We start from the raw sequence: 16,518 nt of genomic DNA on the forward strand, positions 1-16,518 counted from the left end.
CCGGCGACGGCCCCCGGGGAATCCGGGGGCCTTCGCCGTACGCGCTCAGCGCCGGGGCACGGTGATGCTGTAGCCGGCGTCGAGCAGCTCGGGCAGATAGCGCTTCAGTGCGGCCACGCTCTGCGAGCGGTCGCCGCCCGCGTCGTGCGAGAGGACCACCACACCGGGTGCGGCTCCGTCCAGGACCCGGCGCACGATGCTGGCCGTGCCCGGTTCCTTCCAGTCGAGGGTGTCCACGGTCCAGGCCAGCGGCTCCATGCCGAGCTCGGCGCCGATCTCGAAGGAGTGCCGGTTCCAGGCGCCGAAGGGGGCGCGGTACCACAAGGGCGCCGTCCCGAGGGTGCGTTCGATGATGTCGCTGGTGGAGCCGAGTTCGTCCCGGATGCGCGAGGGGCGCAGCTTGGGGATGAGCGGATGGGACCAGGAGTGGTTGCCGACGACGTGCCCGTCCGCCGCCATCTCCCGCAGCAGGTCCTGGTTCTCGACGGCCATCTCGCCGCAGACGAAGAACATCGCCCGGCAGCCGTGGCGGCGCAGGGTGGCGAGGATCTCCGGGGTGTAGCGGGGGTCGGGGCCGTCGTCGAAGGACAGCACCATCGAACGGCCGACGCCGGACATCCTCAGGAAGGGCCGCTGCCGGACCGGCGGCACCGCCCTGCGGAAGGCCGGCGGCGCGTACGCGGTCATCGGCTGGAGCCGGTACGAGGAGGGCCTGAGCCGGGCGCCCGACTGAGGGCCCGCGGCCGGCCCCCCATCTGGGGCGGCGACGGGCTCCGGGGCCGCGCCCTTCGGCCGTACGGGCGTGGCGGCGTGTTCCGCCGCGAAGACTCCCACGGTGGCTGTGGCCCCCAGGGCGGCGGCGATGCGCAGCACCGCACGACGCCCGCTGGGCATCTGATCCTTTTTCATGACTAATAACTCGCATGGGCGAAGGGCGGCGCCCCTCGTCCACACCGGCCGTCCGTCCGAAAACACCCGATGAGCCGATGGCCTCGAAGCGTGACTGCTTTCGAACGCGGTACGGACGGCCCCAAGGTGATCGTGGCCGGCGTCGACGGTTCCGATGCGTCCCTGCGTGCGGCGGCCTACGCCGCCGGGCTCGCTCGCCGGCAGAACGCCCTCCTCGCCCTGATCTACGTCCAGCCGGTGCTGCCGGCGGGCGCGGCGCTGGGCGCGCCGGTCGCGGGGACCACGGACGAGATCGCCCAGAGTCTGGTGGCCGAGATCCGCGAGTCGACGGAGCGGGTGCGGGAGATCTGGCAGGTGCGCTGGGAGTTCCACACCTTCAAGGGGGACGCCTACGCGGGCCTGGTCTCGGCGGCGGACGAACTGAAGGCGGACGCGGTCGTGGTGGGCGCGTCGGAGTCGGCGGGCCACCGGTTCGTCGGCTCGGTCGCGGTCCGGCTGGTCAAGGCGGGCCGCTGGCCGGTCACGGTCGTCCCGTGACCGGTCCGGGCTCCGGCGGCGCTACTCCCCCATGACCAGACCGTCCTCGGCCGCACCCCTGCCGAGGACGACGTCACGGATGGTGTCGCGTACGGCGGTCTGGCCGCCGCCGTCCTTGATGGCGGCGTTGAGGTTGACCACCCGGCCCCGGGACGTGTCGAACCACTGGGGGATGAACTCGGCCTTGGCCACCTCCCATCGGGCGCCGGGCGACGCGGGCGGGGTGAAGGTGAAACGTCCGAGAGTGCCCTGGTTGCCCCGGGGATCGAAGGCGCCCTCGTAGTTGATCATGTCACCGGCGATCTGGTCCCCCATGCCGTAGACGATCCAGGTGCCGTTGACCTTCTCGTACGCCTGCGGCACATGGGCGTGGGTGCCGAGGATCAGATCGATGTCGGGGCGGTCCCCGGTCCGCGAGGCGGTGAGGGATCTGCCGAGGGTCAGCTGACGGTCGTCCGGGGCGGTCTGCCATTCGGTGCCCCAGTGCAGGCTGACGACGACGACGTCGGCGCCGGCCTTCCGGGCCGCCCGCGCGTCGGCGACGATCCTCTCCTCGTCGATCAGGTTGACCGCCCACGGCTGCCCCTCGGGCAGCGGGAAGCCGTTGGTGCCGTAGGTGTAGGCCAGTTGGGCGACGGTCGCGGCGCCCGCCTTCAGGAGGGTGGGCCGGGCCGCCTCCTCGGCGGTGCGGGCAGAACCGGCGTGCCGCACGCCCGCCAGGTCGAGGGCGTCGAGGGTCCGCCCGAGGCCGGCGGCGCCGTCGTCCAGGGTGTGGTTGGAGGCGGTGGAGCAGGAGTCGTACCCGGTGTCCTTGAGGGCGTCGGCGATCTCGGGCGGTGACTTGAAGGCGGGGTAGCCGGTGTAGGGGCCTCCCTCCTTCCCGTACACCGTCTCCATGTGGCAGATCGCCAGGTCGGCGCCCGAGACGATGGGCTTGACCCCGGAGAGCATCGGCCGGAAGTCGTAGCCCCGGCCGCCCGCGTCCACGGCGGCCTGGCGGATGATCGAGTCGTGGGGCAGGACGTCGCCGGAGGCGACGAGGGTGAAGCCGGTGCGGGCCGAGGCCCCGCCGACGGGCACCGACGGGGCGGTCGGTGCGACGGGTGCGGCGGGGCGTTCGGAGTCCTGCCCGGCGGGCGGCGCTCCGGAGGTGCGGGCGGCACCGGCGCAGCCGGTCGCCGCGGTGAGCAGGACGGCGGCGACGGCCACCGCCCCTTGTCTCGTGCGCTGGATCATCTGCCGTACTCCGCCGTTCATCGGACGAACATCTGTCCTGATGAATTCACAGCGGATATAAGCCTCAGTCAAGGGGCAAAGCCGCGAAACCCACCAAACCCCGCTGAAACGGACGCAGAGCCTTCGGGTGACCGTTCACCGCACCATTCGCCGCTCGGTGCGACCGCTCGTCGCACGGACGTGCGCGTTACCTGTCGCTCGCTGCTCGCATGCGCTCGTATACGCCCCGAGGACGAGGAGCCGGCAGGAGAGGTGTGAAGCATGACAACGGCGACGACCGACGAGCGCGCCCTGGCGGCGCTCCAGCGTGACCACGGCCAGGCGCTCCTCGGCTTTCTGCTCGGCCTGACCTACGGCGACCGGCAGCGGGCGGAGGACCTGGCGCAGGAGACCCTCGTACGGGCCTGGCTCCACCCCGAGGCGTTCGACGGACCCTACGAGTCGATGCGGCCGTGGCTGTTCACCGTGGCCCGGCGCCTGGCCATCGACGCCCGGCGCTCCCGCCTCGCCCGGCCCGCCGAGATCGGGGACGGGATGCTCGCCGCCACGCCCGACCCGGCGGACATCACCGAGTCCGCGGTCGCCGCGCTCGACGTACGGGCGGCCGTCGACGGTCTCAGCCCGGAGCACCGCGCGGTCCTGGTCCGGCTCTACTTCCACGGTCTCACCGTCAACGAGGCCGCCGCCGACCTCGGCATCCCGGCCGGAACGGTGAAGTCCCGTTCGCATTACGCGCTGCGCCAGCTCGGGCGTCGTCTGCCGGGATACCGGCCCCCGCGCGGGGGCGTTGCCCGACCGAGGACCGCGGCCGCACAATGACCGCGTGACGCTGACTCTCGCAACCGCGGAAAAGGTTCTCGCCGACAACTTCGCCCCCTGGGTGCTCGATCTGGGGCTCTCGGTGGTCTCGCTGGACGGGGCCGAAGCGGTCCTCCGGCTCCCCTGGTCGGACCGGCTGGCCCGTGAGGGCGGCGGTCTGTCCGGTCAGGCGCTGATGGCCGCCGCCGACACCGCGACGGTGATCGCCGTGGCCGCGGCCCGCGGCGGCTTCGTGCCGATGACGACGGTGCAGCAGTCGATCACCTTCCAGCGGGCGGTCCAGGGCGCGGACGTCCTGGTGCGGGCGCGGCTCACCAAGACGGGGAAGCGGATGGCGTTCGCGGACATCGCGATGACGGCCGAGGGGACGAGCGAGACCGCCGCCCACGCGACGGCCGTGTACGCGCTGCTCGGCTGAGGCCCCTGCCGCCGGCTCCCGTCGTCCCCGTCGCAGCTCGTCGTCCCCATCGGAACTCGTCGCGCCAGTTCCAGCCGTCCCGGACGTCTCCCCCCGCATCACCGCTCCCACCGGCACCGATGCGTGGGGGGAACGTATCCGAAACCACACGGGCGAGTTGAGTAAAGAGCGACCCACACACGTCCTCTTCGGTGGAGGCTCGTTCTCGGGTCCCCGGGGTCCTCGACCCACACGACACGTCCGAAGTAGGTGGAAGCGTTGCTGCCCGAGAGCACGAACGGCACCAGCGGGGGCGGACTGGCCGTCCCGATGGCCTGGTTGTGTGCCGAGTTCACAGCCGGTGATCTGCTCCGCGCGGGCTGTCTGGTCGCGCCCGGCTCACTGGAGTACCGGGCCGGGCAGCGGACGCTGGCCCTCACGATCCACCTCTGCGAGGGCGCGGGCGCCCGGCCCCTGGCCGGGACCGCGGACCGGCTCGACGAGTGGATCGCGCGGACCGCCTACGACCATCCCTGGGACCGGTGGGTGCGCGAGCGGCTCGCCGCGCGGGCCGAGGCGGGCGACGACGGCCCCGATCTGGCCCTGGCCCGCGAGACCTGGCGGCTCCTGGAGGCGACCCGGATCCGCGCGGCCGACCTGGGAGGGCCGATGCCGTCGGCACCCGGGTTCCCGGTCGACGAGTCGACTCAGGTGTGGCTGCCCGCCTGGCAGGTGGGTCTGCCGCTCGGCCATCTGGCGCTCCACCTCTACTGACGGCCGCCGAACAGCCCGTGGGCCTCGTCCGGCCAGGCGCTGCCGAGCGCGGCGAGCGGGGCCATGTCGACGGCTCCTAGAGAGCCGTACGGTGCACGCCCGCCCGGTACTTGGGGATCCGTACCGTCACCTTCATCCCCGCGCCGATACCGGTCTCGACCACGAGCCCGTACTCCGCCCCGTACACCTGGCGCAGCCGTTCGTCCACGTTCGACAGGCCGATCCCCGCGCCGGAGGGGCGCTCTCCGCGCAGGATCGACCGCAGCACGTCCGGGTCCATGCCCACGCCGTCGTCCTCGATCGTCACCACGGCCTCCGCGCCCGCGTCGCGGGCGGCGATCGTGACGCGGCAGACGTTCACCGAGTCCTCCAGGCCGTGCTTGACGGCGTTCTCGACCAGCGGCTGGAGGCAGAGGAACGGCAGCGTCACCGGCAGCACCTCGGGCGCGATCTGCAGGGTGACCTTGAGCCGGTCGCCGAAGCGGGCCCCGGCGAGTGCCAAGTACTGCTCGATGGAGCGCAGTTCGTCGGCGAGCTGGGCGAACTCCCCGTGCCGGCGGAAGGAGTAGCGCGTGAAGTCGGCGAACTCCAGCAGCAGTTCCCTGGCCCGCTCGGGGTCGGTGCGGACGAACGAGGCGATCGCTGCCAGGGAGTTGAAGATGAAGTGCGGGGAGATCTGGGCCCGCAGAGCGCGGATCTCCGCCTCGACGACGCGGGTCCGGGACCGGTCGAGCTCGGCCAGTTCCAGCTGTACGGAGACCCAGCGGGCGACCTCGGTCGCGGCCCGCACGAGGACGGCGGACTCCCGCGAACCGTAGGCGACGAGCGCCCCCAGCACCCCGTCCTCACCCGTGAGCGGGGCGATCACCGCCCAGCGCAGCGGGCATTCGAAGTCCGCGCAGCCGGTGTGCGCCGACCGGCTGCGCCCCGATGCGAGGATCTCGGCCACCCGCTCCATGACGTGGTCACGGTGGTGGCCCTCGCCCGGCCCGTCCCAGGCGAGCACGGCGGAACGATCGGTGAGACAGAGCGCCTCGGTGCCGAGCAGGGAACGCAGCCGCCCGACGGCCTTGCGGGCGGTGTCCTCGGTGAGCCCGGCACGCAGCGGGGGCGCGGCGAGGGAGGCGGTGTGCAGGGTGTGGAAGGTGGCTCGTTCGACGGGTGTGCCGAGGTCCAGATCGGCGGCCCGTCCGCCACGCCGGGCGGTGATCCGGCCCAGGACGAACCCGGCCGCGAGCAGGACGGCGGCGGCGGCGCCCGCGGCCGCGAGCGCGATGCCGCTCACCGGCCGGCTCCTTGGCGCAGCAACTCCTCCGGCAGATGCAGCCGGGCCAGGATCGCCGGGGTGCCGGGCGGGACGTGGCGGGGGGTGGCCAGCGAGACCAGGATCATCGTCACGAACCCCAGCGGGACCGACCAGACGGCCGGCCAGGCCAGCAGGGTGTGGGCCCAGCCCTCGGCGGGCAGACCGGCCCGGGTCGCCATCACGGCCGTGAGCGCCGAGCCGCCGCCGAGCAGCAGTCCGGCCATCGCGCCGGGCGGGGTCAGCCGCCGCCACCAGATGCCGAGGACGAGGAGCGGGCAGAAGGAGGACGCCGAGACGGCGAAGGCGAGGCCGACGGCGTCCGCGACGGGAACCTTCGAGGCCAGGACACCGGCGGTCAGCGGGACGGCGGTGGACAGCAGGGCGCCGAGGCGGAAATGCCGTACGCCACGGCTGGGCAGCACGTCCTGGGTGAGGACTCCGGCGACCGACATGGTCAGCCCGGAGGCGGTGGACAGGAACGCGGCGAACGCCCCGCCGGCCAGTAGCGCGCCCAGCAGCTCCCCGAGCACTCCCCCGAGCATCCGGTCCGGCAGCACGAGCACGGCGGCGTCGGCGGCGCCGGTGAGGGCCAGTTCGGGTGCGTAGATCCGGCCCAGTGCGCCGTACACCGGCGGCAGCAGATAGAAGGCACCGATCAAACCGAGAACGACGAGGGTGGTGCGCCGGGCGGCGCGTCCGTGCGGGCTGGTGTAGAAGCGGACGGCGACATGGGGCAGCCCCATGGTGCCGAGGAAGGTGGCGAGGATCAGCCCGTACGTGGCGTACAGCTGGTGGCCGTCGCTCCCGCCGGCCAGCGGCTGGGACCAGCCGAGGGGGTCGGCACCGGTGGAGGCCCTCTCGGGTACGGTCGCGCCCTCGGGGAAGGCGAGTTCGGTGCCGCCCTCGACGCGGTGGGCGCCCTCGTCGAGGGTGACCGACCGCTGCTCGTACGCCGTGGCGTCGATCCGGCCGGTGACGGTGAGGGTGAGCGGGGCGTCGAGCTCGATCCGTACGGTGTCGGCGACGCGGACGACGGTGTGCTCGCGGAAGACCGCCGGGGCGTCGAAGCGGACGCGCGGGGTGTCGTCGCCGAACCAGGCGACGGTCAGGAAGATCGCGGGCACGAGCAGGGCGGTGAGCTTGAGCCAGTACTGGAAGGCCTGGACGAAGGTGATGCTGCGCATGCCGCCGGCGGCGACGATGCCGGTGACGACGACGGCGACGAGCACGCCGCCGACCCAGTCGGGGGCTCCGGTGAGGATCTCCAGGGTGAGCCCGGCGCCCTGGAGCTGGGGAAGCAGATAGAGCCAGCCGATGCCGACGACGAAGAGGCTGGCGAGACGGCGGGCGGGCGGGGATTCGAGCCGGGCCTCGGCGAAGTCGGAGAGCGTGTACGCCCCCGAGCGGCGCAGCGGCGCCGCGACCAGGGTGAGCAGGACGAGATAGCCGGCGGTGTACCCGACGGGGTACCAGAGCATGTCGGGGCCCTGGACGAGGACGAGACCGGCGATGCCGAGGAAGGAGGCGGCGGAGAGGTACTCGCCGCTGATGGCGGCGGCGTTGAGACCGGGCCCGGCGGTGCGGGAGGCGACGTAGAAGTCGGAGGTGGTGCGGGATATCCGCAGCCCCAGGGCCCCGATGAGCACGGTGGCCAGGACCACGGTGGTGACCGCGGCCACCGCGTAGGTGTGGTTCACGTGCCGTCCCCCGCGGTCAGCGGCCCTCGACGAGGCCGGTGAAGTCGCGTTCGTTCCGCTCGGCGCGGCGGACGTACCAGTGGGCGACGGCCCAGACGACCGGGTACACGCCGACGCCGAGGACGGTCCAGACGACGACCTCAGGGGCGGGCAGCGCGAGGAGCAGGGGCAGCGAGCCGACGAGGAGGGCGAGCGCGCCGAGGGCGGTGAGCGCGGCCCTGAGCTGACTGCGCATCAGGGAGCGGACGTAGGTGTGTCCGAGGGTGGTCTGTTCGCTGATCTCGAAGCGGGCGGGCGGATGACCGGTCCGGGCGCCCGGGCGGGGGCTCGCGGGCTGCCGGGGCAGACCGGTGGCGCCGGCGCGGAGGGCCGAGGCGTGCGTGACGGTCTCACGCCGGGGCCTGCGCGGCGGTGGCTGCTGGGGCATCGGCGTCCGCTCCGGCGTCTCTCGATCTGCTGGGCCTGTGGAGTCTACGCAGAAGCGATGACGGGCGGTAGACGCGTTCCCGGGCGGCAGGCGGCGCCAGACGGGCCGGGTGCGCGAGCCGGGCGCTCAGGGCCGGCCGGCCGCGCGGCGCATCAGCAGGTCCCGCAGCTGGCGGGCGTGCCGGCGGCTCACGGCCAGTTCGGCGGTGCCGACCCGCACGGAGGTCGCGCCGCCGTCGAGGCGCAGCTCGTCGATCCGGTCGAGGGCGACGAGATGACTGCGGTGGATCCGCACGAAACCGCGGGCGGCCCAGCGTTCCTCGAGGGTGGACAGCGGGATGCGGACGAGGTGGCTGCCCTCCTCGGTGTGCAGGCGGGCGTAGTCGCCCTGCGCCTCCACGTACGCGATGTCGTCGACGGCCACGAAGCGGGTGACTCCGCCCAGTTCGACGGGCACCTGCTCCGGCGTGCCCACGGGCGCGACCGGCGCCGGGGCGGCGTGGACCAGGTCGTGGACCCGGCGGACGGCCTCGGCGAGCCGTTCCCGGCGTACCGGCTTCAGGACGTAGTCGACCGCCTCCAGGTCGAAGGCCTGCACGGCGAAGCCCTCGTGGGCGGTGACGAAGACGATCAGCGGGGGCCGGGCGAACCCGGCGAGCAGCCGGGCGACGTCGAGCCCGGTGAGCCCGGCCATGTGGATGTCGAGGAAGACGACGTCGATGGTCTCCTCCCCGTCGGGCCCGGCGTCCAGGGCCCGCCCGATCCTGCGCAGCGCCCCGGTCGCGTCGGTGGCGCCCTCGGCGCTGCGGATCCGGGGGTCGGCACGCAGGAGGTAGAGCAGTTCCCCGAGGGCCGGCTCTTCGTCGTCGACGGCCAGTACGCGCAGCATGCAGCGGAGTGTAGGCGGGCCGCGGCCGCCGCAGAACCGGCTACTTCAGGAGCTTGGACATCCTGCGGTCGGCGAGCGGCTTCCCGCCGGTCTGGCAGGTCGGGCAGTACTGGAGCGAGGAATCGCTGAAGGACACCTCGCGGATGGTGTCCCCGCACACCGGGCACGGCTCGCCGGTGCGGCCGTGCACTCGCAGGCCGCTCTTCTTCTCGGCCTTCAGCTTGCCCGCCGCGATGCCGTGCGAGCGTTCCACCGCCTCGCGCAGGGTGGTCCGCATGGCCTCGTAGAGGGCGGCGGTGTCCGCCTCGTCGAGGTTCTGGGTCGGTTTGAAGGGGGACATCCGCGCCGCGTGCAGGATCTCGTCGCTGTACGCGTTGCCGATGCCGGCGATCAGGCTCTGGTCGCGCAGGGCGCCCTTGATCTGGCGCCGTTCGCCGGCGAGCAGCGCGGTGAACGCGGCCAGGTCGAAGTCGGCGGCGAGCGGGTCGGGGCCGAGCCGGGCGACGCCCGGCACGTCGAGCGGGTCGCGGACCAGGTGGACGGCGAGGCGCTTGGTGGTGCCGGCTTCGGTGAGGTCGAATCCGTCGCCGGTGGTGAGTGCGGTACGCAGGGCCAGCGGGCCCTTGCCGGGGCGCGGGGGCTCCGAGGGCAGTGGGTCCTTCCACTGCAGCCAGCCCGCCCGGGCGAGATGGACGAGGAGGTGGAGCAGCTCGCCCGTCCTGCCCGCGGCCTCGATGTCCAGGAACTTGCCGTGCCGGGCGACCGCGACGACCTCGGAGCCGTCGAGGTCGCTCAGGGGCGGGTCGTACGTCTTGAGCACGCTGATCGCGACGGGGAGCACGCGGGCGATCTCCTTGCCGACGAGATGCTCGTCGAGGAACTCTCGCAGCGCTTCCACCTCGGGCAGTTCGGGCATGGCTCCACCCTGCCAGGGCCGCCGCCCCGCCGCGCGTTCAGCTCCGTCCCGTCTGATCCAGCAGGTCGAGTTCGGCGGCGAGCGCGTCCGCCAGCGCGTCGAGGTCGGGGACGGCCTTGCCGTCGGCGACCAGCCCGACATGGACCTGGCCGCCGTACGGCGACATGGCGACGGCGAGGGACTGGCCCCGGGCGAGCGGCGCCATCGGGTGGAGCGCGCGCAGCGGCGCCCCGGCGAGGGAGAGGGCCGAGCGTGGCAGCGGCACGTTGGTGACCAGGACGTCGAAGAGCATGCGGGCGGCCCCCGAGGCCAGCGGCGCGCCGAAGCGGTGGGCGAGCGGGGGGAGTTGGTCGGCGAGTACGGCGAGGGCCCCCGCGCCGCGCAGCGGCCCGTCGGCCTTGTTGCGGTCCATCGCCCGGCGTACGGCGGCCAGCCGGGCGGCCGGGTCGGGCTCGCTGACCGGCAGCGTCAGGAGGTAGGCGGAGAGGCTGTTGCCGGAGCCGGCCGGGGAACCGGGGCGCCGGCGGGAGACGGGCACGAGGGCGCGCGGGTCGGTGCCGGGGAGCGGGTCGCCCCGCCCGCCGAGCCAGTGGCGCAGGGCCCCGGCGACCACGCTGAGCAGGACGTCGTTGGCGGTGCCGCCCGAGGTGCGGCGTACCCGGTGGATCCGGTCCATGTCCAGGGTGGCGGTGGCGACCCGGCGCGTGCCGCTGGAGTGGGCGGCGAGGGCGTCGGTGCCGCGCACGTCGAGCCGACTGGCGCGGAGCACGCTGGCGCCGACCTCGACGGCCCGGCCGAGGTCCTCGATGCGGTCGCGGGCGGCGCCGACGAGCCGGCCGGGTCCTGGCAGCCAGGAGCGCGGAGGTACGGGACGGACGCGCCGCCCGCCGGCCCTGCGGACGGCGGCGATCTCGTCGAAGATCCCGGCGCCGATGGCGACGGCCCGCATGCCGTCGGCGAGGGCGTGGTGGAGCTTGACCAGGACGGCGAAGGAGCCGTCGGGCGCGCCGGTGAGCAGGTACATCTCCCAGGGCGGGCGTCCTCGTTCGAGCGGGCGCTCCATCAGCTCGCCGGCCAGCCGAGCGGTCTCGGCGCCGAAGTCGGCGCCCGGCAGGGCGATCTCCCGCACATGCCGTCGTACGTCGAAGTCCTTGTCCACGGCCCAGGCGGCGCCTCCGACGGGCAGCCAGACGTCGCGGACCCGCATCCGCAGCCGGGGGATCGCGGCGGCCCGGCAGGCCAGCAGGCCGAGGACGTCCGGCTCGGCGGGGGCCGGGCCGAAGTGGGCGAGGGCGCCCAGATGCATGGGGTGGTCGGCGGACTCGAGGTGCCAGAAGGCCAGATCGAGGGGGGCCAGAAGCTCACTGCTCAACGGATCCTCATGTCCTAGAAGGGCAGCAGGAGACCGAAGTCAATCGCGTACAGTCGGTTACGGTCAAGTACGATCCATGTACACAGGGTTAACAATAAAGTCGCACCAAACGCATTTGCCGCTGCCGCGCGGCTCCACGCCCCAGACGTCCGAGATCCGGTCGACCAGCAGCAGGCCCCGGCCGGACACGCCCGACTCCCCCGCCTCGCGGCGTCGGGGCAGCGCGCTGGAGCGGTCCTCGACCTCCACCCGGAGCCGCCGCTCGGGCCCGGCCATCACCCTCAGGGTCACGATCGCCCCGCCGTCGGTGTGCATCAGCGCGTTGGTGATCAGCTCGTCGGCGACCAGCTCGATCTCGTCCGAGCGGTCCACGGCGCCCCACGCCCGCACCGCGGCCCTGATCATGTGCCGGGCCGAGCTCAGCGCCTCCGGGTCGCTCTGCCCCACGTGCTGCTGGAGCCGTCCGCCGGTCCGCGGGAAGTACGCCCCGTGGCGGCGCAGCAGCAGGATCGCGACGTCGTCGTCACCACCCCGCTCGTCCACGACCTCGCACAGGTGGTCGGCGAGCCGCTGGAGGTCGCGCGGCCCTCCCCGTACCAGCGAGGAGAGCCACCGCATGCCCTCGTCGAGGTCCGACCCGGGCTTCTCCACCAGTCCGTCGGTGTACAGCAGCAGCGTCTGGTCGGGGTCCAGCTCCAGGGCGGCCACCGGGAAGTCCAGCCGGCCGAACTCCGCCGAGAGTCCGAGCGGGAGCCCGCCCTCGACGGGCAGCCGGCGGCAACTGCCGTCGGCGTCCTGGATCAGCGGGTCCACATGCCCGGCGCGCACCACCTGCATGACCCCGGTCGCGAGGTCCACCTCCACGTAGGTGCAGGTGGCGAAGCGGTCGGTGTCCAGCTCGTGGAGGAAGACGGAGGCCCTGGCCATCACGGTCGCCGGCGTGTGCCCCTCGGCCGCGTAGGCCCGCAGCACGATCCTGAGCTGTCCCATGACGGCCGCCGCGTGGGTGTCGTGCCCCTGGACGTCCCCGATCACGGCGCCGATGCGGCCGCCGGGCAGCGGGATGATGTCGTACCAGTCGCCGCCGATGTCCCGGCCCAGACGGGCCGAGCGGTAGCGGACGGCGGTGTGCGCGCCGGGCACGTCGGGGATGCGGCGCGGCAGCATGGCCTGCTGGAGGCCCTCGGCCAGGTCGTGCTCCTGCTCGTAGAGCATGGCGCGCTGAAGGCTCTGGGCGATGCTGCTGCCGAGCGCGACCAGCAGGTTGCGCTCGTCGGCGCTGAAGCCGGTCCTGTCGCTGTACAGGAGGCCGAGCGCGCCGATCGGGCGGGCCTGCGCGATCAGTGGCAGATAGGCGGCCGAGGTGATGCCGAGGCCGCTGATGTGCGGCCAGAGGACGGGGTACGAGTCGGCGAAGTCCTCGGCCGACTCGATGAACCGAGGGGTGAGGGTCCGGACCACCTCGCTCATCGGGTACGGCTCGTCCACCCGGGTGAACCGGGTGCCGGGCACGAAGGCGCCGGCGGGCCCCTCGGCCACCAGATGGATCCGGCCTGACTCGAGCAGCCCCATGACCAGGCTGGTGGCGCCGAAGTACTCCAGGCCATGGGAGTCGTTCAGGAGGTCGATGACGTCCTGGACGGTCCGGGCGTGGGCGAGGGCCGCGGTGGTGCTCTCGACGACGCTGGTGCGCTTGCGCCGGCCCTCGTCGAGGCCGAGCCGGGCGGCGGACTCGGTCAGCTCCTCGGAGGCGTCGCGGACGATGCCGAGGATGCGGTGGGGGCGTCCGGTCTCGTCGCGGTGGATGAGGCCCTGGGTGTGGGTCCAGCGCTGGCTGCCGTCGCGGCGACGGATGCGGAAGTAGGCGCCGTAGCGGTCGCTGCCGTCCTTGAGGGCGTGGGTGACGAGGGTGTCGAGCCGGCGTCCCTCGTCGGGAAGCACACGGGAGCCGAGGGTGGTGGGGTTGCCGTCGTATTCGTCGGGGCGCATGTCGAAGACCCTCAGCGCCCCCGCGTCCATGATCATCGTGCCGCTGATCAGGTCCCAGTCGAAGCTTCCCATTCCGAACCGCTCACCGTGGGCGCGGAGGAAGCAGCACGTCACTCCCCCTGTCCCTGCTTCGCAGCGGCAGGTCTCCGCCGCTTCGGCGCCCCCTCTGCCCGCGTCCATGGGGCCACGCTAGGCGCAGGCCCGGCCGCGCGCACGGCGGAGATGGGGGCACGGACAACGACGACGATCAGGGGCGGGAATCGGGCACTGACCACGGCGGGACCGGGGCGGGAATCGGGCACTGACCACGGCGGGACCGGGGCGGGAATCGGGCACTGACCACGGCGGAGACCAGGGGTGCGAGCCGGTGCGCGCCGGCGCGCGCCGGCGCGCACCGGGTTCCGGTGGTCAGCCTTCGAAGGTGTCCGGCTGCTCCGGTCCGGTTTCGGTCGGGAACAGGTCCTCCGGAAGCGGCGGTTCCTCCGGGTCGACCGGGGGTGGCGGCTCGGGCGGCATCAACGGCGGGCAGTCGGGCGGGATCTCGGGGTTCGGCGGGACCGTGTCGTACGGGTCGGGCTCGCCGGGCGCGATCTGCGTGGGCGGGGCGGTGGGCGCCGACGGGCAGTCGGTCGCGGACGGCGGCGGGACGTCGCTCGGCGGGTCGTCGGGCGAACGTCCGGTCCCGTCACCGGGCGACTGGGTGTCGCCGGGCGTGGTGGGGGTGTCGGGCGGCGGGGTCTTGGGCGAGACCGAGCCGTCGGGGGCGGTCGGCGTCCCGGACGGTGAGGTGTCGGGCGGCGTGGTGACGCAGTCCTCGGGCTCGCAGGGCGGTACGACGGCGGGCGCGCGGTCCCGTTCTCCGTCGGATCCGGTGCGTCGTTCGATCCAGGTGTCGTCCGCGACGTTCACGATGACGAGGCTGTGGACGACGGTCGTGGTGGGCTTGACGACCACCACGCGGTCGGGGCGATAGCCGGTCCAAGGCCGGCCGCTGTGTACGGCTCCCCCGTCGATGGCGGGCGAGCGCAGCGGGTTGCCGCAGGCGCAGCGGACGCGGGGCGCGCCGTACGGGTCGACGAGGACGGCCGTGCCCGCCTGCAGGACCGACTGGAAGGCGGTGGCCCGTCCGTCGCGGTAACCGTGGTTGGTGACCCGGGTGTCGGCGCGCAGCAGGACCGGAGTGAGTCCGCGCAGCCAGTCGGCCACGCCGGAGTCGGGGATGCCCGCGCTCTCGGCGAAGGCGCGGGCCTTGGTCGGGTCGGCGGTGAGGAAGGCGGCCTGCCGCTCGACGTCGCAGCTGGCGACGGAGCGCGTTCCACCGTAGAGGCCGGGCGTGGAGCCGGTGACCTCACGGACCGGGCCCTCCGGGGCGGGGGCGCTGGGCGGGGACGAGTCCGGTGGCGTGGTCGGCGGGGCGGCGCCTCGCGCGGTGGAGGGGGTGAACGGATCGGGCCCCCGGGCGGCGACCGGCTGGAGGAGGACCTGCCGGGAGGCGGCCGCGGCCTGCTCGCCGCCGCCCCCTCCGCCGTCGCCTCCGTCGCCGGACGAACAGCCCGCGAGCACCGGCGCCGAGCTCAGTGCGGCGAGCGTGACGAGCGTGGCGAGGGGCCGTCGTGGCCGGCCTATGGATGAGCGCACGTGATCTCCCGCTTCTCCCGCCCGAGACATTCGCGACATTCCCTCCATGTCTGTCGCATCCCATCCGGCGCCGCAAACGGAGTACATCCATCCGAGGCCGCCCCGTTCCCGCCACTTGAACGCGTTCAAGAAAGGGTCTACGCTCGACAACGACACTTGAACACGTTCAACAGGGGGTCGCATGTCCGCACTCGTCGCGGCGATCGTGATGCTGGGCATGCTGGTCGTCGTCCCGGCCGGACTGCGCCTGATCGACGGTCCCCAGCCGCGCGGCCTGCGCCTCCTCGGCCGACTCTGGCCGCTGCTCGCCGTTCCCGGCGCCGTCGCCCTCTGGCTTCCGCGCGGGCCCGCCGCCACCACGCTCGCCACCCTCTACGCCCTGGCCACGCTCGTCCTGGCCCTGCACGCCCCGCTCCGGCTCGCCGTGACGTCCTCGCTCGCCCCGTCAGAGGTCGCGGTGCTCACGGCGCTGGTGACGCCGTCGGTAGCGGGCCTCGCCCTGGTCGCCGAGCGCGCCGGGTACGAACTCCTCGGCTTCGACCTCGGCATCCTCGCCCTGACCGTGCCCCACTTCCACTTCGCGGGCTTCGCGGCGGCTCTGGTGGCCGGCCTGGTCTGCCGTACGTCCGAGGGCCCTCCGGCGCGGTTCGCCGCGCTCAGCGTCCCGCTCGGCACCCTGCTCGTCCTCCTCGGCTACTTCGTCGACGACTGGGCCGAGCTCGCCGGGGCTATGGTGCTCACCGCCGGAATGTGGGCCGTCGCCCTGCTGACCTGGCGGGACGTACGGCCCGGCGCCCCCGACCCGGTCACCCGCACGCTCCTGGCCCTCTCGTCCGCCGTGCTCGTGGTCACCATGCTCCTCGCCCTGAGCTGGGCGCTCGGCGAGGCCACCGGACTGCCCCACCCCAGCCTGACCTGGATGGCCGCCACCCACGGCCTCGCCAACGCCCTCGGCTTCGCGCTCTGCTCGGTGCTCGCCTGGCACCGGCTCCGGGCGACCGCCACCCCCAAGGAGACCGCATCATGGCCCGTCTGATCCGCGCCCTCGCCCACCCCACCGCCGCCGCTCCCCGGCGGGCCGCCGCCCCGGGCGCCCTCAACTACCCCGAGGTCGGCGCCACCGGGTCCGGCCGGCTGCCCGCCGGATACCAGCACCTTCACCACACCGTCCGGATCGGACACGGCCGCCAGGCCTTCGAGACCGCCGGGGCCGCCGTGACCACCTGGCGGATGCACAGCACCTCGGGCGCCCGGGTCCGCAGCGAAGCAGTCCGCGCGGAGCCCGGCGTCCTCGTGGAGATCTCGATCGGCGCCGGGCCCGTCCGCTTCACCGCCCCCTGCGAGGTGATCTGGACGGCGTACGGGAAGGACCGCACCGGATTCGCGTACGGCACCCGTACCCGTCATCCCGAGCGCGGCGAGGAGTCCTTCGTGGTCGATCTGCATCCCGACGGATCGGTCTGGTTCACGGTGACCGCCTTCAGCCGCCCCGCCGCCTGGTACACCCGCCTGGCGGGTCCTCTCGTGCCCCTCCTTCAGCACGCGTACGCCCGCCACCTCGGCCGTACGCTGCGGGGAATCGTCGAAGGCGGGGAGTGAGCGGGACACTTCGG

16 protein-coding genes are annotated in these 16,518 nt (G+C 73.6%); 6 read left to right on the forward strand and 10 right to left on the reverse strand.

From position 1 onward, the window contains the following. Positions 1 to 45 precede the first annotated feature (45 nt). Entirely contained in the window at positions 46 to 894 is an 849-nt protein-coding gene (locus ABZY12_RS19745) for a polysaccharide deacetylase family protein (protein ID WP_356891960.1), read from the reverse strand. 105 nt (positions 895 to 999) lie between these two features. On the opposite strand from ABZY12_RS19745, the gene ABZY12_RS19750 reads away from it, so the two are divergent. Continuing rightward, positions 1,000 to 1,446: a universal stress protein gene (locus tag ABZY12_RS19750; RefSeq protein WP_356891962.1), complete on the forward strand. Its 447-nt coding sequence runs from the start codon at positions 1,000 to 1,002 to the stop codon at positions 1,444 to 1,446. A 21-nt stretch (positions 1,447 to 1,467) separates the two neighbouring features. On the opposite strand, the gene ABZY12_RS19755 is transcribed toward ABZY12_RS19750, so the two are convergent. Continuing rightward, positions 1,468 to 2,682 carry a CapA family protein gene (locus tag ABZY12_RS19755; RefSeq protein WP_356892135.1) on the reverse strand — a complete coding sequence of 405 codons (1,215 nt, stop codon included), beginning with the start codon at positions 2,680 to 2,682 and terminating at the stop codon, positions 1,468 to 1,470. A 261-nt stretch (positions 2,683 to 2,943) separates the two neighbouring features. Here ABZY12_RS19755 and ABZY12_RS19760 point away from each other — a divergent pair, with 261 nt between their 5' ends. The 3 genes from ABZY12_RS19760 (at position 2,944) to ABZY12_RS19770 (ending at position 4,672) form a co-directional block, all read left to right on the forward strand. Next, complete coding sequence (locus tag ABZY12_RS19760) at positions 2,944 to 3,501, forward strand: sigma-70 family RNA polymerase sigma factor (protein ID WP_356891964.1); 558 nt, start codon at positions 2,944 to 2,946, stop codon at positions 3,499 to 3,501. Positions 3,502 to 3,505: 4 nt separating this feature from the next. Further along, positions 3,506 to 3,919, forward strand: a complete 414-nt coding sequence (locus ABZY12_RS19765) for a PaaI family thioesterase (RefSeq protein ID WP_356891966.1) — start codon at positions 3,506 to 3,508, stop codon at positions 3,917 to 3,919. Positions 3,920 to 4,168: 249 nt separating this feature from the next. Continuing rightward, positions 4,169 to 4,672 (forward strand): hypothetical protein, encoded by a 504-nt coding sequence (locus ABZY12_RS19770; RefSeq protein WP_356891968.1) that lies wholly within the window; start codon positions 4,169 to 4,171, stop codon positions 4,670 to 4,672. Between the two features lie 76 nt (positions 4,673 to 4,748). Here the strand turns inward: ABZY12_RS19770 and ABZY12_RS19775 are convergent, their stop codons facing one another. The 8 genes from ABZY12_RS19775 to ABZY12_RS19810 form a co-directional block, all read right to left on the reverse strand. Continuing rightward, complete coding sequence (locus ABZY12_RS19775) at positions 4,749 to 5,957, reverse strand: histidine kinase (RefSeq protein ID WP_356891970.1); 1,209 nt, start codon at positions 5,955 to 5,957, stop codon at positions 4,749 to 4,751. Next, positions 5,954 to 7,675, reverse strand: coding sequence for a cation acetate symporter (locus ABZY12_RS19780; protein ID WP_356891972.1), 1,722 nt, complete (start codon positions 7,673 to 7,675; stop codon positions 5,954 to 5,956). The genes ABZY12_RS19775 and ABZY12_RS19780 overlap by 4 nt, the downstream gene beginning before the upstream one ends. 16 nt (positions 7,676 to 7,691) lie before the next feature. Next, positions 7,692 to 8,102 carry a hypothetical protein gene (locus ABZY12_RS19785; RefSeq protein ID WP_356891974.1) on the reverse strand — a complete coding sequence of 137 codons (411 nt, stop codon included), beginning with the start codon at positions 8,100 to 8,102 and terminating at the stop codon, positions 7,692 to 7,694. 126 nt (positions 8,103 to 8,228) lie between these two features. Beyond that, positions 8,229 to 8,990 (reverse strand): LytTR family DNA-binding domain-containing protein, encoded by a 762-nt coding sequence (locus tag ABZY12_RS19790; RefSeq protein WP_356891976.1) that lies wholly within the window; start codon positions 8,988 to 8,990, stop codon positions 8,229 to 8,231. 40 nt (positions 8,991 to 9,030) lie between these two features. Beyond that, complete coding sequence (locus tag ABZY12_RS19795) at positions 9,031 to 9,906, reverse strand: DNA-formamidopyrimidine glycosylase family protein (RefSeq protein WP_356891978.1); 876 nt, start codon at positions 9,904 to 9,906, stop codon at positions 9,031 to 9,033. A 37-nt stretch (positions 9,907 to 9,943) separates the two neighbouring features. Continuing rightward, complete coding sequence (locus tag ABZY12_RS19800) at positions 9,944 to 11,278, reverse strand: wax ester/triacylglycerol synthase family O-acyltransferase (RefSeq protein ID WP_356891980.1); 1,335 nt, start codon at positions 11,276 to 11,278, stop codon at positions 9,944 to 9,946. A gap of 63 nt (positions 11,279 to 11,341) precedes the next feature. After that, the gene (locus ABZY12_RS19805; protein WP_356891982.1) at positions 11,342 to 13,339 is read right to left on the reverse strand and encodes a SpoIIE family protein phosphatase; all 1,998 of its coding nucleotides are present in this window, start codon (positions 13,337 to 13,339) and stop codon (positions 11,342 to 11,344) included. Positions 13,340 to 13,675: 336 nt separating this feature from the next. Beyond that, positions 13,676 to 14,905 carry a DUF6777 domain-containing protein gene (locus tag ABZY12_RS19810; RefSeq protein WP_356891984.1) on the reverse strand — a complete coding sequence of 410 codons (1,230 nt, stop codon included), beginning with the start codon at positions 14,903 to 14,905 and terminating at the stop codon, positions 13,676 to 13,678. A 181-nt stretch (positions 14,906 to 15,086) separates the two neighbouring features. Between ABZY12_RS19810 and ABZY12_RS19815 the strand changes: the two genes are divergently transcribed. Both ABZY12_RS19815 and ABZY12_RS19820 read left to right on the forward strand, forming a co-directional pair. Next, entirely contained in the window at positions 15,087 to 15,941 is an 855-nt protein-coding gene (locus ABZY12_RS19815; protein WP_356891986.1) for a YndJ family protein, read from the forward strand. After that, the gene (locus ABZY12_RS19820; RefSeq protein WP_356891988.1) at positions 15,929 to 16,504 is read left to right on the forward strand and encodes a DUF1990 domain-containing protein; all 576 of its coding nucleotides are present in this window, start codon (positions 15,929 to 15,931) and stop codon (positions 16,502 to 16,504) included. The genes ABZY12_RS19815 and ABZY12_RS19820 overlap by 13 nt, the downstream gene beginning before the upstream one ends. Positions 16,505 to 16,518 lie beyond the last annotated feature (14 nt).

It is taken from the genome of Streptomyces sp. NPDC006551, from assembly GCF_040611675.1.
Classification (GTDB): Bacteria; Actinomycetota; Actinomycetes; order Streptomycetales; family Streptomycetaceae; genus Streptomyces.